This window comes from Pseudomonas sp. MYb185, assembly GCF_002979975.1.
In the GTDB taxonomy this organism is placed as follows: Bacteria; Pseudomonadota; Gammaproteobacteria; order Pseudomonadales; family Pseudomonadaceae; genus Halopseudomonas.
This window is the reverse complement of record NZ_PCQD01000008.1, coordinates 40,514-59,058: the sequence shown is the minus strand read 5'-3', so window position 1 is coordinate 59,058 and position 18,545 is coordinate 40,514. Positions and strand designations below refer to the sequence as shown.

Below are 18,545 nucleotides of genomic sequence, written 5' to 3'. Positions count from 1 at the left end.
TTGTCAGCGTGGACCCTGTCGCGCTGACAGGGTCCGGCAGGGATAGAGCAACGCGCGCTGGATGGGGAAGGTGTCGCGTATCTACGCTGGGCATTGGAATGTCGAGTTCCATCTCGACAGGGATATTGGCGGCAGATCCGCTGGCCGGGATGGAACCCGGCCTTCCATACTTGGTAGTGGCTGGAAGTAAATTGAGTTCGGCTAGCGTTTCTATTCAAAAACCAGTTTTACGGTCTTTATAAGTTCATATATTTAATTGCTGGCTTTTGTTTGTTATGGGTTTTTCGTATCTAATATTTTTGTCTGAACTGTTTGTTGTGTAATTGTCAGGTGGTTTCATTTTTATTTTAAATAAGGAGTTATAGCCTGTTTGTTGCAAGGTTTGACGTGCGCGGGGGATGGGCTAGTCTTTACGCTTGGGAGGGCGATCCGACATTCAAACTTTTGAGGTGAGGATATGGCTAAGAATGGTAAAGACAAGGGCGGTAAGTTCATTCCTGATACTGCCTATCTTGCAACTGATGGCGCTCCCGCTGCAGCCCCGGATAACACAAAGAAGCCTGAATTGAAACAAGCCAGGATTGTTGGTGATGTTTCTGGAAGTATTGAATATAACGAAACCAAAGAGAGTGAGTATGCCGATAACGGTAAAGTTGCCGTGTCGGGTAAAGTTTCTCCGGTATTTGATGAGTTGGCTACTGCCAGTACGCTGAGTGAGAAGAATGTCAGCGACAAGACGGGGGCGGGGAGCGATAGTGACTATCGGGATGGATCCCTGGACAAGGCGCGAGCCACACCCAAACCAGGCCCATTGACGACCAACCAGGGCGTGCTGATTGCAGATAATCAGTCCTCGCTGAAAGTCGGCGCCCGTGGCCCTGCCTTGCTCAAGGACTTCATCCTCAGAGAGAAAATCACCCATTTTGACCATGAGCGCATACCGGAGCGTATTGTTCATGCCCGAGGTTCCGGGGCACATGGCTATTTTGAGAGTTTTGATGATCTTGGGAGCCTGACCTGTGCCGCGCCGTTCGCGGAAAAAGGCAAGCAAACCCCGGTATTCGTGCGGTTCTCGACAGTAGCGGGGGAGAGGGGATCAAAGGACACTGCCCGGGATGTGCGCGGCTTCGCCATCAAGTTCTACACCGACCAGGGCAACTGGGATCTGGTGGGAAACAATATGCCGGTGTTCTTCATTCAGGACGCCATCAAGTTTCCGGACCTGGTGCATGCCGTCAAGCCGGAACCCCACCATGCCATGCCCCAGGCCGCTTCTGCCCATGACACCTTCTGGGACTTCGTCTCTCTGATGCCCGAGAGCACCCACATGCTGATGTGGCAGATGTCCGACCGGGCGATTCCCCGTAGCTACAGGATGATGCAGGGGTTCGGTGTTCACACGTTCCGCTTTGTCACGCGGGAGGGCAAATCCACCTTCGTCAAATTTCACCTGACCCCCAAATGGGGTACGCATTCGCTCATGTGGGACGAGGCAGTGAAGATTTCCGGTGCAGACCCTGACTATCACCGTCGGGATCTGTGGGAGGCGATCGAGGCCGGTGATTATCCCGAGTGGACGGTAGGCGTTCAGCTGGTGCCGGAGGAGGATGCGGAGAAATTCAGTTTCGATCTGCTCGATGCTACCAAGCTGATCCCGGAAGAGCTGGTGCCGGTCACGCCGGTGGGACGGCTGGTGCTGAACCGCAATCCGGATAACTTCTTTGCGGAAACCGAGCAGGTTGCGTTCTGTGCCGCCCATGTCATTCCGGGCATCGACTTCACCAACGATCCGCTGTTGGCAGGACGCATCCATTCCTATGCGGACACCCAGCTGTCACGTCTGGGCGGGCCCAATTTTCATGAGCTGCCCATCAACGCCTCCTTGGTGACGGTCAACAACAACCAGCGAGACGGTATGCACAGGCAGGCCATTCATCGGGGGCGGGTGGCCTATGAACCCAACTCCCTCGGTGGGGGCTGCCCGTTCCAGGCTGGCGCAGATGGCTTCGTTGCGTTTCCCGAGCCGGTTTCCGGGGTCGAGATCACTGCCAAGGCGGAGAAGTTTGCCGAGCACTATAACCAGGCCAGGTTGTTCTTCAATAGCCAGACGAGCCATGAGCAGAAGCACATCATCGATGGTTTCGCATTTGAGTTGAGCAAGCTGACCGTGCCTGCTGTGAGGGTACGGGTCGTGTCGATGTTGCGTAATGTCTCGGATGAGCTGGCCAAGCCCATAGCGGACAAGCTGGGGATCACTGAACTGCCGCCGCCCATGCCGCTGGCGACGGACCGGAAATTCAAGGCCGAGGTGGATAAATCGGATTTTCTGTCCTTGACCGCCCATCCGGGCGAGGCCGGGATCAGAACCCGGAAAATCGCTGTCATCTGTGAACAAGGGGTGGATGGCAAGGCGGTGCAGGCGCTCTGTACGTCGCTTATCGATCAGGGAGCGGTGGTAAGAATCGTCAGCTCCAAGCTGGGTGAGATTCAGGGCAGTGGTAATGCAGTGGAAGCGGACACCACTTTCGAAGCCTCTCCGTCGGTACTGTTCGATGCGATGGTGGTGCCGGGAGGCAAGGCGTCAGTGGAGGCGATGAGTGGAAATGGACAGGCGCTGGGGTTTGTCCGCCACCTGTTCCGCCATTGCAAACCCATCCTGGCTGTTGCCGAAGGTGGCCGGGTGCTGGAAAAGGCGGGAATCGATCCGGCGTCCGCTTATCCCGGTGTCCATATTGCGACCAAGGATACCGATAAGGCGCTACAGCAGTTTATCGACTCACTGACGCAGCACAGGAGCTTCGAGCGGGAAACGGATCCGCCACTGGTCTGATAGCGTGTGTGGGGGCCATGTCTGACAGCATGGCCCTTGCGACGGTCAGCTATCCACTACCCCCTGGTTCAGCTGTTCCTGCACGATCTGCTCCAGCTTCCCATTCAAACGTTTGCGCAGCTCGGCTTCGATCACCGGCAGTATCTCATCGATGACATCCTGCATGACCAGTTGCGCTTCGGCTTGCAGTCGGGCTTCCATGCGCACTTCCCGGGCACCGGTATGCGGGCCGAGCAGGGATTGCTGGGTGGTCTGTTGCAGGATGCGTTCAAGCTGGACCCGTTCACCGGCCAGGCGTGCCAGGGACTCATAGGGCAGGAAGGGGTTGGGTGTCTTGCTGGCGGAAGAGGCAGGAGGTGGCGCCGGCTTGTCACTGCCGGAGCTGATGATGTCCTGCAACAGGGGAATGTCGAGCTGGTGGTCTGCTGGCGGGTCGTCATCCAGCAGTGTGCGGATGGACTCCAGGTCCTTCAGCAAGCGTGACGGGTCCGTTGGTTCGCGCTGCTTCATACTTCATCCTGCTATCCGTATCTGATGAGTTTTCAGAGGATAGCCCCGTTTGCGATAAAAACGAAATCGTTCCCGGGCTGGAGTCAGGATTGGGTCGTGTTCGACCAGTATTTCCGCCAGGCGGTTGAAGCGGCTGAAGAATTCGGGGGTGTCGTTGCTGAGGTTGATCAGCAGGTCGTGGTGTGGTGTCGGGTCGTCTCCCCAGCCACAGACCACGGTTTCGTTCGGCTGGTCGGGATGCAGTGCGTGGGGCAGGAAGCTGTCGGCGCGGAACGACCACAGCAGCTCGTCGATGCTGGCGGCTTCAGCCTCGTCTGCGCAGTGCAGGTACACCTGCCGGTTCTGTTCCCAGGCCTTGTAGGCCAGGCGACAGGCGAACTGCCGCCGGGCTTCGATCTGGTTGCTGTTGAGGACGTAGAAGTCGATTCTGGTCATGGTTGCCGTTGGCTGTTGGAAAGTACGGTTCGGGTTCCGTGCAAGGAAATATCGACGGCATTACCTTCGCGCGTCGCCGGGCCCGGTAGCGCCGGTCACAGACACGCGGCAAGTACGTCCCTGTAGCTCGCGATAGCCATCCCTGGCTATCGACGGTCTGTGACCGGCGCTACCGGACCCGGCTCGGAGGTGTCGGCGTAGTCAATATTTCCGGATAGCGTCGTGTGGCCTTAACCCTGAACCTGATTCAACAGATACTGGGTCAGCAACGGCACCGGGCGACCGGTGGCGCCCTTCTCCTTGCCGCCGCTGATCCACGCGGTGCCGGCGATGTCCAGGTGCGCCCAGGGGTAGGCCTTGGTGAACCGGGACAGGAAGCAGGCGGCGGTGATGGTGCCGGCCTTGGGGCCACCGATGTTGGCGATGTCGGCGAAGGGGCTGTCCAACTGCTCCTGGTACTCGTCGAACAGCGGCAACTGCCAGCCACGGTCGTCGGCCTGTTTGCCGGCATCGAGCAGTTTTTCGATGAGCTCGTCATTGTTGCCCATGACGCCGGTGGTGTGGCTGCCCAGGGCGACGATGCAGGCGCCAGTGAGGGTGGCGATGTCGACCACGCTGGCCGGATTGAAGCGTTCGGCGTAGGTCAGTGCGTCGCACAGTACCAGACGGCCTTCGGCGTCGGTATTGAGGATCTCGATGGTCTGGCCGGACATGCTGGTGACGATGTCGCCGGGCTTGGCGGCGGTGCCGCTGGGCATGTTTTCGGCAGAGGCGATGAGCACGGTCAGGTTGATCGGCAGCTGCAGGCTGACAATGGCCTTGAATACGCCGAGCACGGTTGCCGCGCCGCACATGTCGTATTTCATTTCATCCATGCTGGCGCCGGGCTTGATGCTGATGCCGCCGGTGTCGAAGGTAATGCCCTTGCCAACCAGTACATGGGGCTTGGCCTTGGCATCGGTGCCCTGGTAACTGAGGCGGATCAGCTTGGCCGGCTCGGCACTGCCGGCACTGACGGCGAGCAGCGAGCCCATGCCCAGCGCCTTCATGTCCTTTTCTTCCAGTACTTCCGCTTCGATGCCCTTGAACTGCTTGGCCAGGGCCTTGGCTTCCTTGGCAAGGTAGGTCGGGGTGCATACGTTGCCGGGCAGGTTGCCCAGGTCGCGGGTCAGGTCCGTACCATCGCTGATGGCCTGGCCGTGGAGGATGGCGCGCTTGAGCGCCTCGGCATCGGCCTTGTCGGCGGACCAGAGGGTGCATTTCTTCAGGCGCGGCTTGTCGGCCTTCTTGCTCTTGAACTGGTCGAACTGGTACAGGCTCTCGCGGACGGTTTCCACCAGCAGCCGGGTGCGTGAATAGAGGTCGCGGTTCTTGACCGGCAATGCGGTCAGCGCCAGTACGGCATCGGTGGCGCCGCCATTTTTCAGCGTGGCGACCACTTTCTGGGCCAGCTTGCGGAAGTCACGATCGCTCATTTCGGCGTTTTTGCCGGTGCCGACCAGCAGCACGCGCTGGGCGCTGATGCCCGGCAGGGCAAACAACATCAGGCTCTGACCCGACTTGCCGGTGATGTCGCCGCGCTTGACCGCGGCGCTGATCTGGCCGCCGCAGATGCCGTCGAGACTGGCGGCGGTGCCGGTGAGGGTGCGTGCTTCGTTGATGCCGACCACCAGACAACCGGTTTTAATGGTTTCCAGTGCGCCGTGTTTGACGTTGAACTCCATGGTGCTCCCCAAGACAAATCATGTGGTTTGACCGATAATGCTGCCCATTGCGACCGGCTTTTATGCCGATGCTGGCCAGCCACCTGCGGACAGGCTTGCTGTCACTGCATTCTGGCCTATTCCCGTGAGGCCATAAAGCCCCGGATTCAAGGAAACAAGTTGTGATCGTATTCCGATACCTGAGCCGTGAGGTGCTGACCACCCTGGCGGCGGTCAGTGGCGTGCTGCTACTGATCATCATGAGCGGTCGTTTCATCAAGTACCTGGCGCAAGCGGCAGCGGGGCAATTGGACCCGGGTGTGCTGTTCACCATCATGGCCTATCGGCTGCCGGGTTTCGTGGTGCTGATTCTGCCGCTGGGTATGTTTCTCGGCATCCTGCTGGCCTACGGGCGGATGTATCTGGACAGTGAAATGGCGGTGCTGTCGGCGACCGGGATCAGTGATCGCAAGGTTCTCGGCTATACCCAGGGGCCGGCATTGCTGGTGGCGTTGCTGGTGGCCTGGCTGAGCCTGTGGGTGGCGCCGGCGGGGGTGCTGAAGACCCAGCAGCTGTTCAACGAACAGGATGCCATGACCGAATTCGATACCCTGGCCGCCGGTCGCTTCCAGACCCTGGGCAGTGGCCAGCGGGTGACCTATGCCGGCGGTCTGTCGGATGACCGCACCGAGCTGGAGACCATCTTCATCGCCGAGCGCACCGGCTCGGGCGAGGATGCCAGTGTCGGTGTGCTGGTGGCTGAGCGCGGGCGGCAGCAGATGAACGCCGACGGCAGTCGCTATCTGGTGCTGCAGAACGGCTACCGCTATGACGGCCGTCCTGGTGCGGCGGATTTCCGTACCATTCAATACGATACCTACGGCGTCCTGCTGCCCAAGCCGGAGGTGGTGACCGAGGTCAATGACCGTGAGGCCATGTCCACCGCACGGTTGCTCGGTGACACCGATCTGAAGAACCGCGCCGAATTGCAGTGGCGCCTGGCGATTCCCTTGCTGGTGCCGATAGTGGCGTTCTTCGCCGTCCCCCTGGCGCGGGTCAATCCACGCCAGGGGCGCTTCCTGAAATTGATACCGGCGGTGATTCTGTACATGGCCTACCTGGTGTTGCTGGTCAGCGCCAGGGGCTGGATGGAGGCCGGCAAGACCCCGGCCTTCATCGGCCTGTGGTGGGTGCATCTGGTATTTCTGGGGGTAGGCGTGTTGCTCAATCTGCGCGCCCTGACCGCCCGCAGTGGCCCGACCGGAGGTGCGCATGCGGCTGCTTGATCGCTATATCGGCAAGTCCGTTATCAGCAGCGTGCTGGCCGTGGCGCTGATCATCGTCGGGCTGGATCTGTTGTTCGCCTACATCGGCGAGCTGGAGGATCTGGAGGGCGATTACGGCGCGCTGGAGGCGCTGACCTACATCTTCCTAACCTTCCCGCGACGCCTGTATGAAATGCTACCCATGGCGGCCCTGGTGGGCTGTCTGATCGGTCTGGGCTCGCTGGCCAGCAACTCGGAACTGACGGTGATGCGTGCCTCGGGGGTATCCATCGCCCGGATCATGGGTGCGGTGCTCAAGCCGCTGCTGGTACTGATGCTGGCCGGTGTACTGCTCGGTGAGTACGCCGCGCCCTACAGTGAAAATCTCGCCCAAAGCCGCCGTGCACTGGCGATCGGCAGTGGCGAAGCGGTCAAATCCAAGGGGCTGTGGCATCGCGAGGGTAATGATTTCATCCACATCAACGCCGTGCAGCCCAATGGCATACTGCATGGCATCACCCGCTACCGCTTCGACGAACAGCGCGAGCTGCTGGAAACCAGCTTCGCCCAGCGCGCCAGCGTGCAGGGTGAGGACTGGTTGCTGGAAGATATCGCCACCACCCTGTTTGAACCCGAGGGCACCAGCCGGGTAGAGCATCATCCACAGCAGCGCTGGGATGTGGGGCTGTCACCCCGTCTGCTCAGGGTCGTGCTACTGGACCCGGATGTGCTGCCCTTGACCGGCATCTGGCATTACCAGGGCTATCTCGCCGAGCAGGGGCTGAACAACAGCCAGTACTGGCTGGCGTTCTGGAAGAAGCTGCTGCAACCGTTGACCACCGCCGCGCTGGTGTTCGTCGCCATCTCCTTCATCTTCGGCCCGCTGCGCTCGGTCACCCTGGGGCAGCGCGTATTCACCGGGGTGCTGGTCGGTTTCAGCTTCCGCATCGTGCAGGACCTGCTCGGACCCTCCAGCCTGGTGTTCGGCTTCTCGCCGTTGATTGCGGTGCTGTTGCCGATTGTCATCCTGATCGCCATGGGCGCCTGGTTGATGCGCAGGGCGGGCTGAGTTCCTCAGCCCGCGCTATCGTCCTCAGGCGCTGAGGTTGTACACCAGCCCTGCCACGGCAATACCCAGCAGCAACACCGCCGAGACCAGCGCGATCCAGCGCCGGTAGCGGACCGACAGCACCTTCCCAAGAATGAAGATGTAGGCGCCGAGGATCAGCAGATCCAGGGCAACCCAGATGGCCGCGAGCAGACCCATGCTGGTGGCGAAGGACTCGGTGACCTGGATGAACTGCGGAAACAGCGCAACGAAGAACAGGATGTCCTTCGGGTTGGAGATACCCACCAGAAAGCCTTTCAACCAGCCGCCCTGTTGCAGTCTGCGCCCCTGCTGCGCCTCGCTCGGCAGCGTCACATGCTCGCGTATCGCCGAAATCGCCAGCCAGCCGATATACAGGCAGCCGGCGATGCTGATCCAGCGCAGGGTTTCCGGTTGCAGTACCGCCGCGCCGGAAATGATCGCCGCCGCGGCGGCAATCAGCGCCAGGGAAGCGCCATTGGCGCCGATGGCGGTCTGAAGTGCCTTTTTCGATCCGGCCGCCGAGGCGGTGTTGATGACCAGCGCCACCACCGGCCCAGGAGTGGCGATCAGCAGGGTTACCACCAGGGCATAGGAGGTGGTCAGGGCGAGATTCATATCGGTATCTGCTTATGGATGCTGCGCAGCGGCAGCGTTCGGTTCACTTTCTCTTCGGCAACACCACCGTCCGGGTCCCGGAGGCGATATCCTGCCAGGTGCGTGACTGCTTGTCCCACAGTGCCCACCATATGCCCAGCCCGCCGCAGGCCCAGGCGATGAAGGACACGCTGACCCGATTGATGGCCTGACGCCAGGTGATGGAGCTGCCATCGATCTGCTGTACCCGCGTGCGCCAGGCCTGCATGCCGAGGGTCTGGCCGGTGAGCGTCCAGAACAGCCCGAAGAAACCATAGATGGAAATGATCATCAGGATGGTGAGCACTGGGTCGCGGTCCAGGTTGCCGGCATCGGACATGGCCTGCAGCGTCTCCGCTCCATAGATCAGGCGCAACAGGCCTTGCTGGTAGAGTAGGATCAGCACCATCAGCAGCGCCAGGCACAGCATCAGGTCATAGAAGGCACTGGCCAGGCGGCGAAACAGGCCGGGGGCGGGAAAGTCGCCGCGTGGTTCGAGTTGCTTGACCGCCATGGATGCTCCGTTGGCTGGGCGCTGTTCAGCACCGGGTGAGTGGCTGGTTGTCGAAGTGCACCGCGGCCAGGCCGTGCTGCATCAGTGCGCGGATATTGGCATGCTCGCTGCCCTCGGGCTGGGCAAGTACCGACTGGTAGTGCTCGCCGAAGCAGTGCAGTGCCTGTTCGTCGCTCAACCCCAGGTCCAGCGCCATGGCCAGCACCCGGCACGAGCCCTGGTTCTGTTCCGCACTGTTGTGCAGCGGGCCGTTGCGGAAGGCGCTGGGCTGGTACTGGTAGTTCTGGTCAATGAAGGCCAGGGTATCGGCAAAGCGGTGCTCGGCACTGCCGAGCCGGTTCTTGAAAGACTCGGGTGTCATCAGCGTTCGCCGCTCAGGGTGATGGAGACCGATTCGGCGAACCGCAGGGCGTGCGGCTTGTCCACCTCGATCTCGGCATAACGCACCTGGGGATGCTGCATGACGATATCCAGCAGCTCCTGGGTGAGCCGTTCGAGCAGGGCGAAACGGTTCTCCTCCACGTGGCTGATGATGGCCTTGGTGATGGTGCGATAGTTCAGTGCATGGTCGATCTCATTGACCTCCACCGCACTGTCGGCTGGGTACAGGATCAGCGCGTTGATCAGCACGTCCTGGCGGTTGTTGATCTCTTCTTCCTTGATGCCGATGAAGGTACGCAGGCGCAGGTTCTTGATCCGGATGCGCGCCATGCCAGGCTCAAGACGTTGCATGTCAGCTATCCCGTCCGATCAGTTGCAGGAATTCCTGGCGGGTATTGAACGACTCGCGGAAGCTGCCGAGCATCACCGAGGTCAGCATGGAGGAGTTCTGCTTTTCCACCCCGCGCATCATCATGCACATGTGTCGTGCTTCGATGACCACCGCTACGCCCTTGGCACCGGTTACCGACTGCACGGCTTCGGCGACCTGCCGCGTCAGGCTTTCCTGGATCTGCAGGCGACGGGCGAACATGTCGACGATGCGCGCCACCTTGGACAGGCCGATCACCTTGCCATTGGGCATGTAGGCCACATGTGCCTTGCCGATGAAGGGCAGCATGTGGTGTTCGCACAGCGAATACAGCTCGATGTTCTTGACGATGACCATCTCGTCGCTGGAGGACTCGAACAGCGCGCCGTTGACGATCTCCTCCAGAGACTGCTCATAGCCGCGGCAGAGAAACTGCATGGCCTTGGCAGCGCGCAGAGGGGTACCCTTGAGACCTTCGCGCTCGGGATTCTCGCCCAGGTTGGTGAGGACGTCGTGGTAGTTGCTGGTCAGCTTTTCAAGACTCATCAGAATTCTCGTGTCGGTTCATTTGAGGTTTCTGCCGCCATTGAGGTCGAGGCAGGTACCTGTTACGTAGGGATTATCCATCAGGTAGCGAATGGACTGGTAGACCACTTCCGGACCGGGCTCGATACCCAGCGCGGACTTGGCCAGCGCCTTTTCCCGGTAGGCCGCTGAATCGCCCTCGTTGAACATGATCAGTGCCGGGGCGATGGCGTTGACCTTGATGCGCGGGGCAAGACTGGCGGCAAAAGAGCGGCTGAGGCTTTCCAGACCGGCCTTGGTGGCGCTGTAGGCAATGTGCCGGGCGCTGCCGCGCTGGGCCACATGATCACTGATATGGATGATATCGCCGGTGACATCGGGGTCGAACAGCTCGGCGCAGGCCAGGTTCAGCAGGTAGGGCGCCTGCATGTGCACCATGAACATCTGCTGCAGGGCAGCGGCGCTGTCCTGGTCATCCAGCCACACCGAGGCATTGTGGATCAGCGCGCGCAGGCGGATCTGCCGGCTTTGCAGGGTATCGACCAGTTGCTGTATGCCTTCGACGCTGGAAAAGTCCGCCAGCAGCACCTCGACCCCGTCCAGCGGGTGGTCCTGCCATTCCGGACGCGGGCGACGGCAGGTGATCAGCACCCGATAGCCATAGGCGGCGAGCCGCCGGGCGCAGTGCAGGCCCACGCGCTGGGCTGCTCCGGTGATCAGAATGGTCTGCTGGTCATGCATCGGGCCGGCATCCTGTGGTCTGTCGAGGGCGGCATATTAGCATGTCTGTCCGGTTCGGTCCGGCAGCGGGGTGGCGATTGGGGCATAATATGCGCCCGGTCAATCAGCAAAGGGGGTAATGATGCATCTGGCGATACTCAGTGGTTCGGTTTTCGGCACTGCCGATGAGGTGGCTGACGAAGCGGCAGAGCGCTGCCGGGCAGCCGGGCTGCAGGTTACCCGCATCAAGCCGGCGACGGTGGATGCATTGCTCGAGGCCAATGCTGACGCGATCCTGGTCTGTTGCTCGACCACCGGCATGGGGGAACTGCCGGCCACCATCCAGGATTTCTACTACGACATGCAGTCGCGCTTTCCTTTGCTGACAGGCAAACCCTTCGGCGTCATTGCGCTGGGCGACGCCGGTTACGGCGATACCTTCTGCCTGGGTGGTGAACAAATCCGCGAGCTGCTGCTGGAAGTCCAGGCCAGCGAAGCGCTGCCGATGCTGCGGCTCGACGCCAGTGAAACGGTCACCCCCGAGGAAGATGCCAAGCCGTGGCTGGATGATTTCATTGCGCGCCTGCGTAACGGCCAGGCCTGAGATTGCCGACCAGCCCGCAGGCGTAGCGCCGGGGCGCTACACCCCGGTACCGTGCCGCTCCCGGGTTGTCGAGTGCCTGCTCGACGACGGGTCTTGAGGCTGCCGGCCAGTCCGCAGGCGTAGCGCGGGGGCGCTACACCCCGGTACCGCGCTGCTCCTGGGTTGTCGAGCGCCTGCTCGACGACGGGTCTTGAGGCTGCGGGCCAGTCCGCAGGCGTAGCGCCGATGCGCTACACTCCGGTACCGCGCTGCTCCTGGGTTGTCGAGCGCCTGCTCGACGACGGGTTTGAAGGCTGCCGGCCAGCCCGCAGGCGTAGCGTCGGTGCGCTACACCCTGGTACCGCGCTGCTCCCGGGTTGTCGAGCGCCTGCTCGACGACGGCCGGGCCAGGCCATAGGCATATTGCCCGAACGCGGACCGGGGGGCTACACCCCAGGCATACCGCTGCCCGTTGCGATGCGGGTCAGGGCTTCTTCATCGAGAATACTGATCTGGCTGTAGTGGATGCGAATCCAGCCGGCCTGTTCGAACTGCTTGAGCAGGCGGTTGATGCTCTGGCGCGAGCTGTTGAGCATCAGGCCCAGGGTTTCCTGGGATAGCTGGATGGACAGCCGCTCATTGCTCATCGCCATTTCGCCGTAGTACTGCGCATGCATCAACAGGCGTTTGGCCAGCCGGGCAGGCAGCGGGAGCAGGGCGCTGTCGTCCATCATGTTGAATGACAGGCGCAGGCGTCGGCACAGCAGCCGCATGAAATGCGGATAAAGCTCGGGACGGCGTTCGAGCAGTTGCTGGAAACCCTTCTGCGGAATCAGCAGCAGTTCGGTGGCACCCATGGCATGGGCGTCATGGGTGCGGGGCAGGCCATCGAACAGGGATATCTCGCCAAACCAACTGCCGGGGCTGAGTACCGTCAGCAGTGCTTCGCGCCCATCGGTGCCGGTATTGCTGATGCGCACGCTGCCGCTGCAGATACCATACAGACCGTCCGGCAGATCGCCGCGGGCAAATAGCCGCTGCCCATCATCCACCCCGCGCAATCGCGCCATCGCCACTATCTCGCTGATGCAGTCAGTCGGCAGGTCACCAAACCAGCGATTATGTTGCAGCAACTGGGTAAGTCGGTCACTGGGCCCTGGTGACGAGCCGTTCTGCCCGGCGCCGGTCATGGCTCAGCGCTGCTCTTCACGCAGGAATACCAGCTTGTCAGGGCTGGAGCTGGCCTGGTCATAGCGATAACCGTCCAGATTGAAGTCCTTCAACCCTTCCGGATCCTGCAGGCGTTCCTTGATCACATAGCGGGCCATCAGGCCACGGGCCTTCTTGGCGTAGAAGCTGATGATCTTGTACTGACCGTTCTTCTGGTCCCTGAATACCGTCTCGATCAGCCGGCCATCCAGGGCCTTGGGTTTGACCGCGCCGAAATATTCCTGTGACGCCAGATTCAGCAGCACGCCGTCGCCCTGTTCGGCCAGGTCCTGGTTCAGCCACTCGGTGATGTGCTCGCCCCAGAAACTGTACAGGTCCTTGCCACGCGGGTTGGCCAGTTTGGTGCCCATTTCCAGGCGGTAGGGCTGCATCAGGTCCAGTGGCCGCAGGATGCCGTACAGCCCGGAGAGCATGCGCAGGTGCTGCTGGGCGAAGTCGAAATCCTCCTCGCTGAAGTCCTCGGCATTGAGCCCGGTATAGACGTCACCCTTGAATGCCAGCAGGGCCTGCTTGCTGTTCTCGGCAGTGAAGGTATCGCTCCAGCTGTCGTAGCGGGCGACGTTGAGGCTGGCGAGTTTGTCCGACAGTGACATCAGCACGGCGATGTCCTGGGGCGATTTTTCCCGCAGCACCTCGATCAGTTCCCGGCTGTGATCCAGATAGCGCGGCAGGGTATGGCGCTTGGTGACCGGTGCGGTGTCGTAATCCAGGGTCTTGGCGGGGGAAATCACCATCAGCATGACAAGGGCTCCTTAAATGCAGTGCCGGATATTATGCCGCATACACCGGCCAAAGGCTCCCAATGGGACTGATAAAGCCGTTTATCTTGTGTCTTGGCAATCCATATGCTTCGAGCATCCCGCTATCACTGGATTGCCGCGCTTCGCTCGCAATGACGAGGATTGTAGTGCCCTTGCAGGGCTCCCAATGACAAGCGGTTGCCGCACCCTTGCAGGGCTCGCAATGACGGGGTTCTGGGTAAGCTCTTGTGCGCTGCTTGCCGCGTTGCGCTCCCCGCCGTCATTGCGAGGCGGCGTTTTTTGCCGACGTGGCAATCCATGGGAGCAGCCCCTCCTTGCAGCAGGGGCTGGACCGGTTTACAGGTGGGTCTCTGCGTACTCCGCCAGCAGCGAGCGGGGTACGCCCTGCAGGTGAATATGCACGCCGTGGGGAAAGTCCTTGAAACATTCGGTCAGGTAGGTAAGACCGGAACTGGTGGCGTTCAGGTAGGGTGTATCGATCTGCGCCAGGTTGCCCAGACACACCACCTTGGAGCCGTTGCCAGCGCGGGTGATGATGGTCTTGATCTGGTGCGGTGTGAGGTTCTGGCTTTCGTCGATCAGGATGAAGCTCTGCTGGAAGCTGCGCCCGCGGATGTAGTTCAGCGACTTGAACTGCAGCGGTACCCGGTCGAGGATGTATTCCACGCTGCCATGGGTGCATTCGTCGTCCATGTGCAGGGCTTCCAGGTTGTCGGTGATCGCGCCCAGCCAGGGTTCCATCTTCTCCTTCTCGGTACCGGGGAGAAAGCCGATATCCTCGTCCAGCCCCTGGGTGCTGCGGGTGGCGATGATGCGCCGGTAGGTCTTGCTGACCATGGTCTGCTCGATCGCTGCCGCCAGCGCCAGGATGGTCTTGCCCGAGCCGGCGGCGCCGGTGAGGTTGACCAGGTGGATGTCCGGGTCCAGCAGGGCGTGCATGGCCAGCGCCTGGAACAGGTCCCTCGGCCGCAGTCCCCATGCTTCCTGATGCATCAGCGGTTCGCGGTGCATGTCGAGCAGCTGCAGATTGACCCCGTCGACTGCCTTGATCTGACCGACAAAGCCCTGCTCGTCGATGATGAAGTCATTGATGTGCAGGGCCGGCAGGTTGTCGATCAACTGCACATCATGCAGGGTCTGGCCAGTCAGCTGGCGGGTTTCGACGCGGCTGGCGCGGTCCCAGAACGAGCCCTCGATCTGATGGTAACCGCGGGCCAGCAGGTTGATGTCGTCGAGCAGTTGGTCGGTGTGGTAGTCCTCCGCATCGATACCGCAGGCGCGGGCCTTGAGCCGCATGTTGATGTCCTTGGACACCAGCGCGATGCGGTCATCGGGATGGCGGATCTGCAGTTGGCATAACTGGTTGATGATCTTGTTGTCGTTGATGTCATTGGGCAGGCAGTGCGCGGGGATCGGCGCCTTGTCCATGAGGATCGCCAGGGTGCCGTTGGGGCCGAGTTTGCCGCGCTGGATCGGTACGCCGGATTCAACCAGCGCGGGAGGGGCATCGGCCAGGGTCTGGTCGATCAGCCGGATCGCCTGACGGCAGTCTGCGGCGGTGCTGGTCTTGCCTGATTTGAGCTTGTCGAGTTCTTCGAGGACGGTCATCGGGATGATAACGTGGTGTTCTTCAAAATTGAGCAGGGCATTGGGATCGTGGATGAGGACGTTGGTATCCAGTACGTAGAAGGTGTGTCGGGTCGCTCCGCACGCTTCCATGGGCTATTACCTCGCAATGGCCGTATACGAGACTGTATCAGGCACCGGTCCGCACCTGGCAGTCCGCAAGACCGACTCGCATTACCTGGCGGTATCAATGGATCACTGCCAGGCATCGGTCGGTTGATTGAGGTATAGCGCAAAGTAAATGACGGCTACAAGCGTCAATGAAATAAATGTGGAAGATCGCCATTAACGGACGGATGGGGGTTCACCCGGGCCGAATGAGCGGGTTATAGTCATCGGCCCGGTTGTGAAAAAGACTCAGCGACGGTCCCGTCGACCATCCCTTCTTGAACTTGAACGCCTGCGATTGGCTGCAGCGGCGGCGGCCTGTTCGGCTTCGTTGGCATCGCTGGCGGCCTTCTCCTCGGCGCTGCGCTGACGCTTGGGCACCGGCTTGATCAGCTCTTCTTCCGGTGGCATGCACTCCAGCTTGCCGCCCAGCAATTCCTCGATCGGTGGCAACTGGAAGGCGTCATCCTCGCCGGCGAAGCTGATCGAGGTACCCTTGGCACCGGCGCGCCCGGTCCGGCCGATGCGGTGGACGTAGTCCTCCGGGTCTTCCGGCAGGGTGTAGTTGATCACGTGGCTGATGCCGTCGATATGAATACCGCGCCCGGCCACATCGGTGGCGACCAGCACCCGCAGCTTGCCCTCGCGGAAGTTCTCCAGCGTGCGCACCCGCTTGTTCTGCGGTACGTCGCCGGACAGCTGGGCGGCATCGATGCCATCGCGCACCAGACGTTCCTGGATGCGGCGCACCTCGTCCTTGCGGTTGGCGAACACCATCACCCGCTCCAGCTCCAGTTGGGTGACCAGGTTGAACAGCAGCTTGTACTTGTCGCTGCTGCTGACGGCGTAGACCTTCTGGGTGATGTTTTCCGAGGCGGGGCGTTCCGGTTCGATCTCGACGATGGCCGGGTCGACTGTCCACTGCTGCGCCAGGTTCATCACGTCATCGCTGAAGGTGGCGGAGAACAGCAGCGTCTGGCGCTCACCCTTGCGTGGGGTCTGGCGGATGATCTGGCGTACCTGCGGGATGAAGCCCATATCCAGCATGCGGTCGGCTTCATCCAGGATCAGCACCTCGACCAGGTCCAGGTGCACCTCGCCGCGATTGCAGAAGTCCAGCAGGCGCCCCGGTGTCGCCACCAGGATGTCGCAGTATTTCTTTTCCAACTGCTTGAGCTGCTTGTCATAGTCCATGCCGCCGACGAAGCCCATGACGTTCAGGCCGCAATGCTTGGTCAGGCCTTCGGCATCACTGGCGATCTGCATCACCAGCTCGCGGGTCGGTGCGATGATCAGCGCCCGCGGCTCGCCCATGAAGCGCTCATCCGGCGGCGGGGTTTCCAGCAACTGGGTAATGGTCGAGATCAGGAACGCAGCGGTTTTGCCGGTGCCGGTCTGGGCGCGCCCGATGGCGTCGTGCCCAAGCAGGGTATTACCCAGCACCTGGGCCTGGATCGGTGTGCAATAGCTGAACCCCTGGTCCTGAATGGCGCGCATCAGGCTGTCGGGCAGCGGGAAGTCATGAAAGCGGGTCTTGCCCTCGGCTGGTTCCACGGCGAAATCAGTGATGGCCCAGGGCTTGGCCGGCGCAGGTGCCGGACGTGCCTTGGCCTGGCGGGTGCGCCGCGGGCGGGCATCCTTCTTTTCGTGCTTGTCGTGTTTAGCCTGGGCCTGCGCCGCGGGTGTCGGCGTGGCGCTGCCCGGGGCGACCGGGGCAGCGGCCGGCTCGATGTGCGTCTCGTGATGCGGAGCCGGTGTCTTGCCCGGTTTGAATAGTTTTTTCAGTGCCTTGAGCACAATCGTCTCTCGATGTGATATGGGAATCATCGAGCAGTGTAAAGCAACCCAGGCGGTTAGCGAAGACCCAACGATCATGCCGCCATGGGCACCCGAATAATGAAAGTCCGCGGCGGCGTGATCGTTCCCTCTTCCGGCGCTACGCGCCACCTTCTCCCGGAACGGGAGAAGGCCATTAGAAGGCTCGCTATGCGACTTTCACGCTAAACGATTGTTCAGCCAGTCGCGGATATCGGCGATCTCCGCCGGGCACACCTCATGCCCCATCGGGTAGACGTGCCAATGCGCGGTATGCCCGGCGCCCTGCAACAGGTCGTGGGCCTGGCGGCCGAGCTCCGGCCGCAGGATATCGTCATGCAGGCCGTGGGCGAAGAAAGCGTCCAGCGTCGGCCCCTGATGGTCGCGCAGGGCCTGTTCCAGGCCAGGGCCATAGGTCGACAGGGCCATGATGCCGCCCAGCGGCAGGCCACTTTCCACCGCTGCGAGCATGATCACTGCACCGCCCTGGGAGAAGCCGGCCAGCACGATGCGCGAGGCGTCGATGCCGCTGTCGATCTGCTGCTCGACCAGGCCGCGGACCATCGCTACCGACTCGGCCAACTGCGCCATATTCATCACCCGTTGTGGCGCTATCGCCAGGATGTCGAACCAGCATGGCATGGGGAAGCCGTTATTGATGGTCACCGGGCGGGTTGGCGCCTGCGGGAAGATGAAGCGTACGCGGTGATCGGCCGGCAGCTCCAGCGCCTTGACCACCGGCACGAAGTCATAGCGGTCCGCGCCCAGGCCATGCAGCCAGATGACGCAGGCATCCGCCGGCTTGGGCGATTCGATGATCAGGGCTTCGTTCGACATGCTTTATCCTCAGGCGCGCGACATGAATTTACCGGTTTCGGTGTTGATGCGTACCACTTCACCGGTTTCCAGGTACTCGGGGATCTGGATCTCCAGACCGCTGGCAAAGCGCGCGGTCTTGGTCCTGGCGCTGGCCGAGGAACCCTTGATAGCCGGCGGCGTTTCGGCAATCGCCATCTCCACCACAGACGGCAGCTCCACACCGACCAGGTTGCCTTCCACCACCAGCCCATACAGCCCCTGGATACCGTCATACAGGTAGGGAATCTGTTCTTCGAGGGCGTCCAGGCTCAGGGTGAACTGGGTGTAATCCTCATTATCCATGAAGGTGTAGCCATCGGCATCCTGGTAGAGAAACTGCACCGCGCGCTTCTGGAAGTCGATGGGCGCGAAGAAGTCATCACCGGTCAGGCTCTGTTCGAGCTTCTGCTTGGTCTGCGCATGGTTGAAGCGCACCTTGTACAGGGTGGTACCGCTGCGTGAGGACGGGCTCTTCACATCGATCTGGGAAACGATATACGGCTGGCTGTTGATCTGGACGATCTGGCCTTTCTTCAGTTCGGAGGCTTTTGGCATTGGCAATGCTCGGATGACAGGGAAAACGCTATT

Annotated in this window: 19 protein-coding genes; 4 read left to right on the top strand and 15 right to left on the bottom strand. The window is 61.3% G+C overall.

The features are described from left to right. Positions 1-457: 457 nt before the first annotated feature. Positions 458-2,830 carry a catalase gene (locus CQ007_RS13420; RefSeq protein WP_105646348.1) on the top strand — a complete coding sequence of 791 codons (2,373 nt, stop codon included), beginning with the start codon at positions 458-460 and terminating at the stop codon, positions 2,828-2,830. A 45-nt stretch (positions 2,831-2,875) separates the two neighbouring features. Here the strand turns inward: CQ007_RS13420 and CQ007_RS13415 are convergent, their stop codons facing one another. The 3 genes from CQ007_RS13415 to CQ007_RS13405 form a co-directional block, all read right to left on the bottom strand. Beyond that, entirely contained in the window at positions 2,876-3,340 is a 465-nt protein-coding gene (locus tag CQ007_RS13415; protein ID WP_105646347.1) for a hypothetical protein, read from the bottom strand. 3 nt (positions 3,341-3,343) lie between these two features. After that, the gene (locus CQ007_RS13410) at positions 3,344-3,775 is read right to left on the bottom strand and encodes a DNA polymerase III subunit chi (protein WP_105646346.1); all 432 of its coding nucleotides are present in this window, start codon (positions 3,773-3,775) and stop codon (positions 3,344-3,346) included. 230 nt (positions 3,776-4,005) lie between these two features. Beyond that, complete coding sequence (locus tag CQ007_RS13405) at positions 4,006-5,499, bottom strand: leucyl aminopeptidase (protein WP_105646345.1); 1,494 nt, start codon at positions 5,497-5,499, stop codon at positions 4,006-4,008. A 161-nt stretch (positions 5,500-5,660) separates the two neighbouring features. Here CQ007_RS13405 and lptF point away from each other — a divergent pair, with 161 nt between their 5' ends. Together lptF and lptG are read left to right on the top strand one after the other, a co-directional pair. After that, positions 5,661-6,764, top strand: coding sequence for an LPS export ABC transporter permease LptF (lptF, locus tag CQ007_RS13400; protein ID WP_105646344.1), 1,104 nt, complete (start codon positions 5,661-5,663; stop codon positions 6,762-6,764). Continuing rightward, complete coding sequence (gene lptG / locus CQ007_RS13395) at positions 6,751-7,812, top strand: LPS export ABC transporter permease LptG (RefSeq protein ID WP_105646343.1); 1,062 nt, start codon at positions 6,751-6,753, stop codon at positions 7,810-7,812. The genes lptF and lptG overlap by 14 nt, the downstream gene beginning before the upstream one ends. Before the next feature lie 24 nt (positions 7,813-7,836). On the opposite strand, the gene CQ007_RS13390 is transcribed toward lptG, so the two are convergent. Genes CQ007_RS13390 through folM form a run of 6 tightly spaced genes read right to left on the bottom strand, consistent with a single transcriptional unit; the run spans position 7,837 to position 10,997 of the window. Then, positions 7,837-8,448 (bottom strand): LysE family translocator, encoded by a 612-nt coding sequence (locus CQ007_RS13390; protein ID WP_105646342.1) that lies wholly within the window; start codon positions 8,446-8,448, stop codon positions 7,837-7,839. A 43-nt stretch (positions 8,449-8,491) separates the two neighbouring features. After that, a complete protein-coding gene (locus tag CQ007_RS13385) occupies positions 8,492-8,980 on the bottom strand; it encodes an RDD family protein (protein ID WP_105646341.1) in 489 nt (162 codons plus the stop codon). A 25-nt stretch (positions 8,981-9,005) separates the two neighbouring features. Next, on the bottom strand, positions 9,006-9,341 hold the full coding sequence (locus CQ007_RS13380) for a HopJ type III effector protein (RefSeq protein WP_105646340.1): 336 nt from the start codon (positions 9,339-9,341) through the stop codon (positions 9,006-9,008). Next, complete coding sequence (gene folX / locus CQ007_RS13375) at positions 9,341-9,712, bottom strand: dihydroneopterin triphosphate 2'-epimerase (RefSeq protein WP_105646339.1); 372 nt, start codon at positions 9,710-9,712, stop codon at positions 9,341-9,343. The genes CQ007_RS13380 and folX overlap by 1 nt, the downstream gene beginning before the upstream one ends. A 1-nt stretch (position 9,713) precedes the next feature. Next, positions 9,714-10,277 (bottom strand): GTP cyclohydrolase I FolE, encoded by a 564-nt coding sequence (gene folE, locus CQ007_RS13370; protein WP_105646338.1) that lies wholly within the window; start codon positions 10,275-10,277, stop codon positions 9,714-9,716. An 18-nt stretch (positions 10,278-10,295) separates the two neighbouring features. Then, complete coding sequence (gene folM, locus CQ007_RS13365; protein ID WP_105646337.1) at positions 10,296-10,997, bottom strand: dihydromonapterin reductase; 702 nt, start codon at positions 10,995-10,997, stop codon at positions 10,296-10,298. Positions 10,998-11,118: 121 nt separating this feature from the next. Here folM and CQ007_RS13360 point away from each other — a divergent pair, with 121 nt between their 5' ends. Then, positions 11,119-11,580 carry a flavodoxin domain-containing protein gene (locus tag CQ007_RS13360; RefSeq protein ID WP_105646454.1) on the top strand — a complete coding sequence of 154 codons (462 nt, stop codon included), beginning with the start codon at positions 11,119-11,121 and terminating at the stop codon, positions 11,578-11,580. A 425-nt stretch (positions 11,581-12,005) separates the two neighbouring features. On the opposite strand, the gene CQ007_RS13355 is transcribed toward CQ007_RS13360, so the two are convergent. The 6 genes from CQ007_RS13355 to yeiP form a co-directional block, all read right to left on the bottom strand. After that, the gene (locus CQ007_RS13355) at positions 12,006-12,749 is read right to left on the bottom strand and encodes a Crp/Fnr family transcriptional regulator (RefSeq protein ID WP_105646336.1); all 744 of its coding nucleotides are present in this window, start codon (positions 12,747-12,749) and stop codon (positions 12,006-12,008) included. Positions 12,750-12,752: 3 nt separating this feature from the next. Then, entirely contained in the window at positions 12,753-13,529 is a 777-nt protein-coding gene (gene yaaA / locus CQ007_RS13350) for a peroxide stress protein YaaA (protein ID WP_105646335.1), read from the bottom strand. A gap of 357 nt (positions 13,530-13,886) precedes the next feature. After that, positions 13,887-15,269, bottom strand: coding sequence for a PhoH family protein (locus tag CQ007_RS13345; RefSeq protein ID WP_105646334.1), 1,383 nt, complete (start codon positions 15,267-15,269; stop codon positions 13,887-13,889). A gap of 264 nt (positions 15,270-15,533) precedes the next feature. Further along, a complete protein-coding gene (rhlB, locus tag CQ007_RS13340) occupies positions 15,534-17,081 on the bottom strand; it encodes an ATP-dependent RNA helicase RhlB (protein ID WP_105646333.1) in 1,548 nt (515 codons plus the stop codon). Positions 17,082-17,279: 198 nt separating this feature from the next. After that, positions 17,280-17,936: an alpha/beta hydrolase gene (locus CQ007_RS13335; RefSeq protein WP_105646332.1), complete on the bottom strand. Its 657-nt coding sequence runs from the start codon at positions 17,934-17,936 to the stop codon at positions 17,280-17,282. 9 nt (positions 17,937-17,945) lie between these two features. Continuing rightward, complete coding sequence (yeiP, locus tag CQ007_RS13330; protein ID WP_105646331.1) at positions 17,946-18,512, bottom strand: elongation factor P-like protein YeiP; 567 nt, start codon at positions 18,510-18,512, stop codon at positions 17,946-17,948. Positions 18,513-18,545 lie beyond the last annotated feature (33 nt).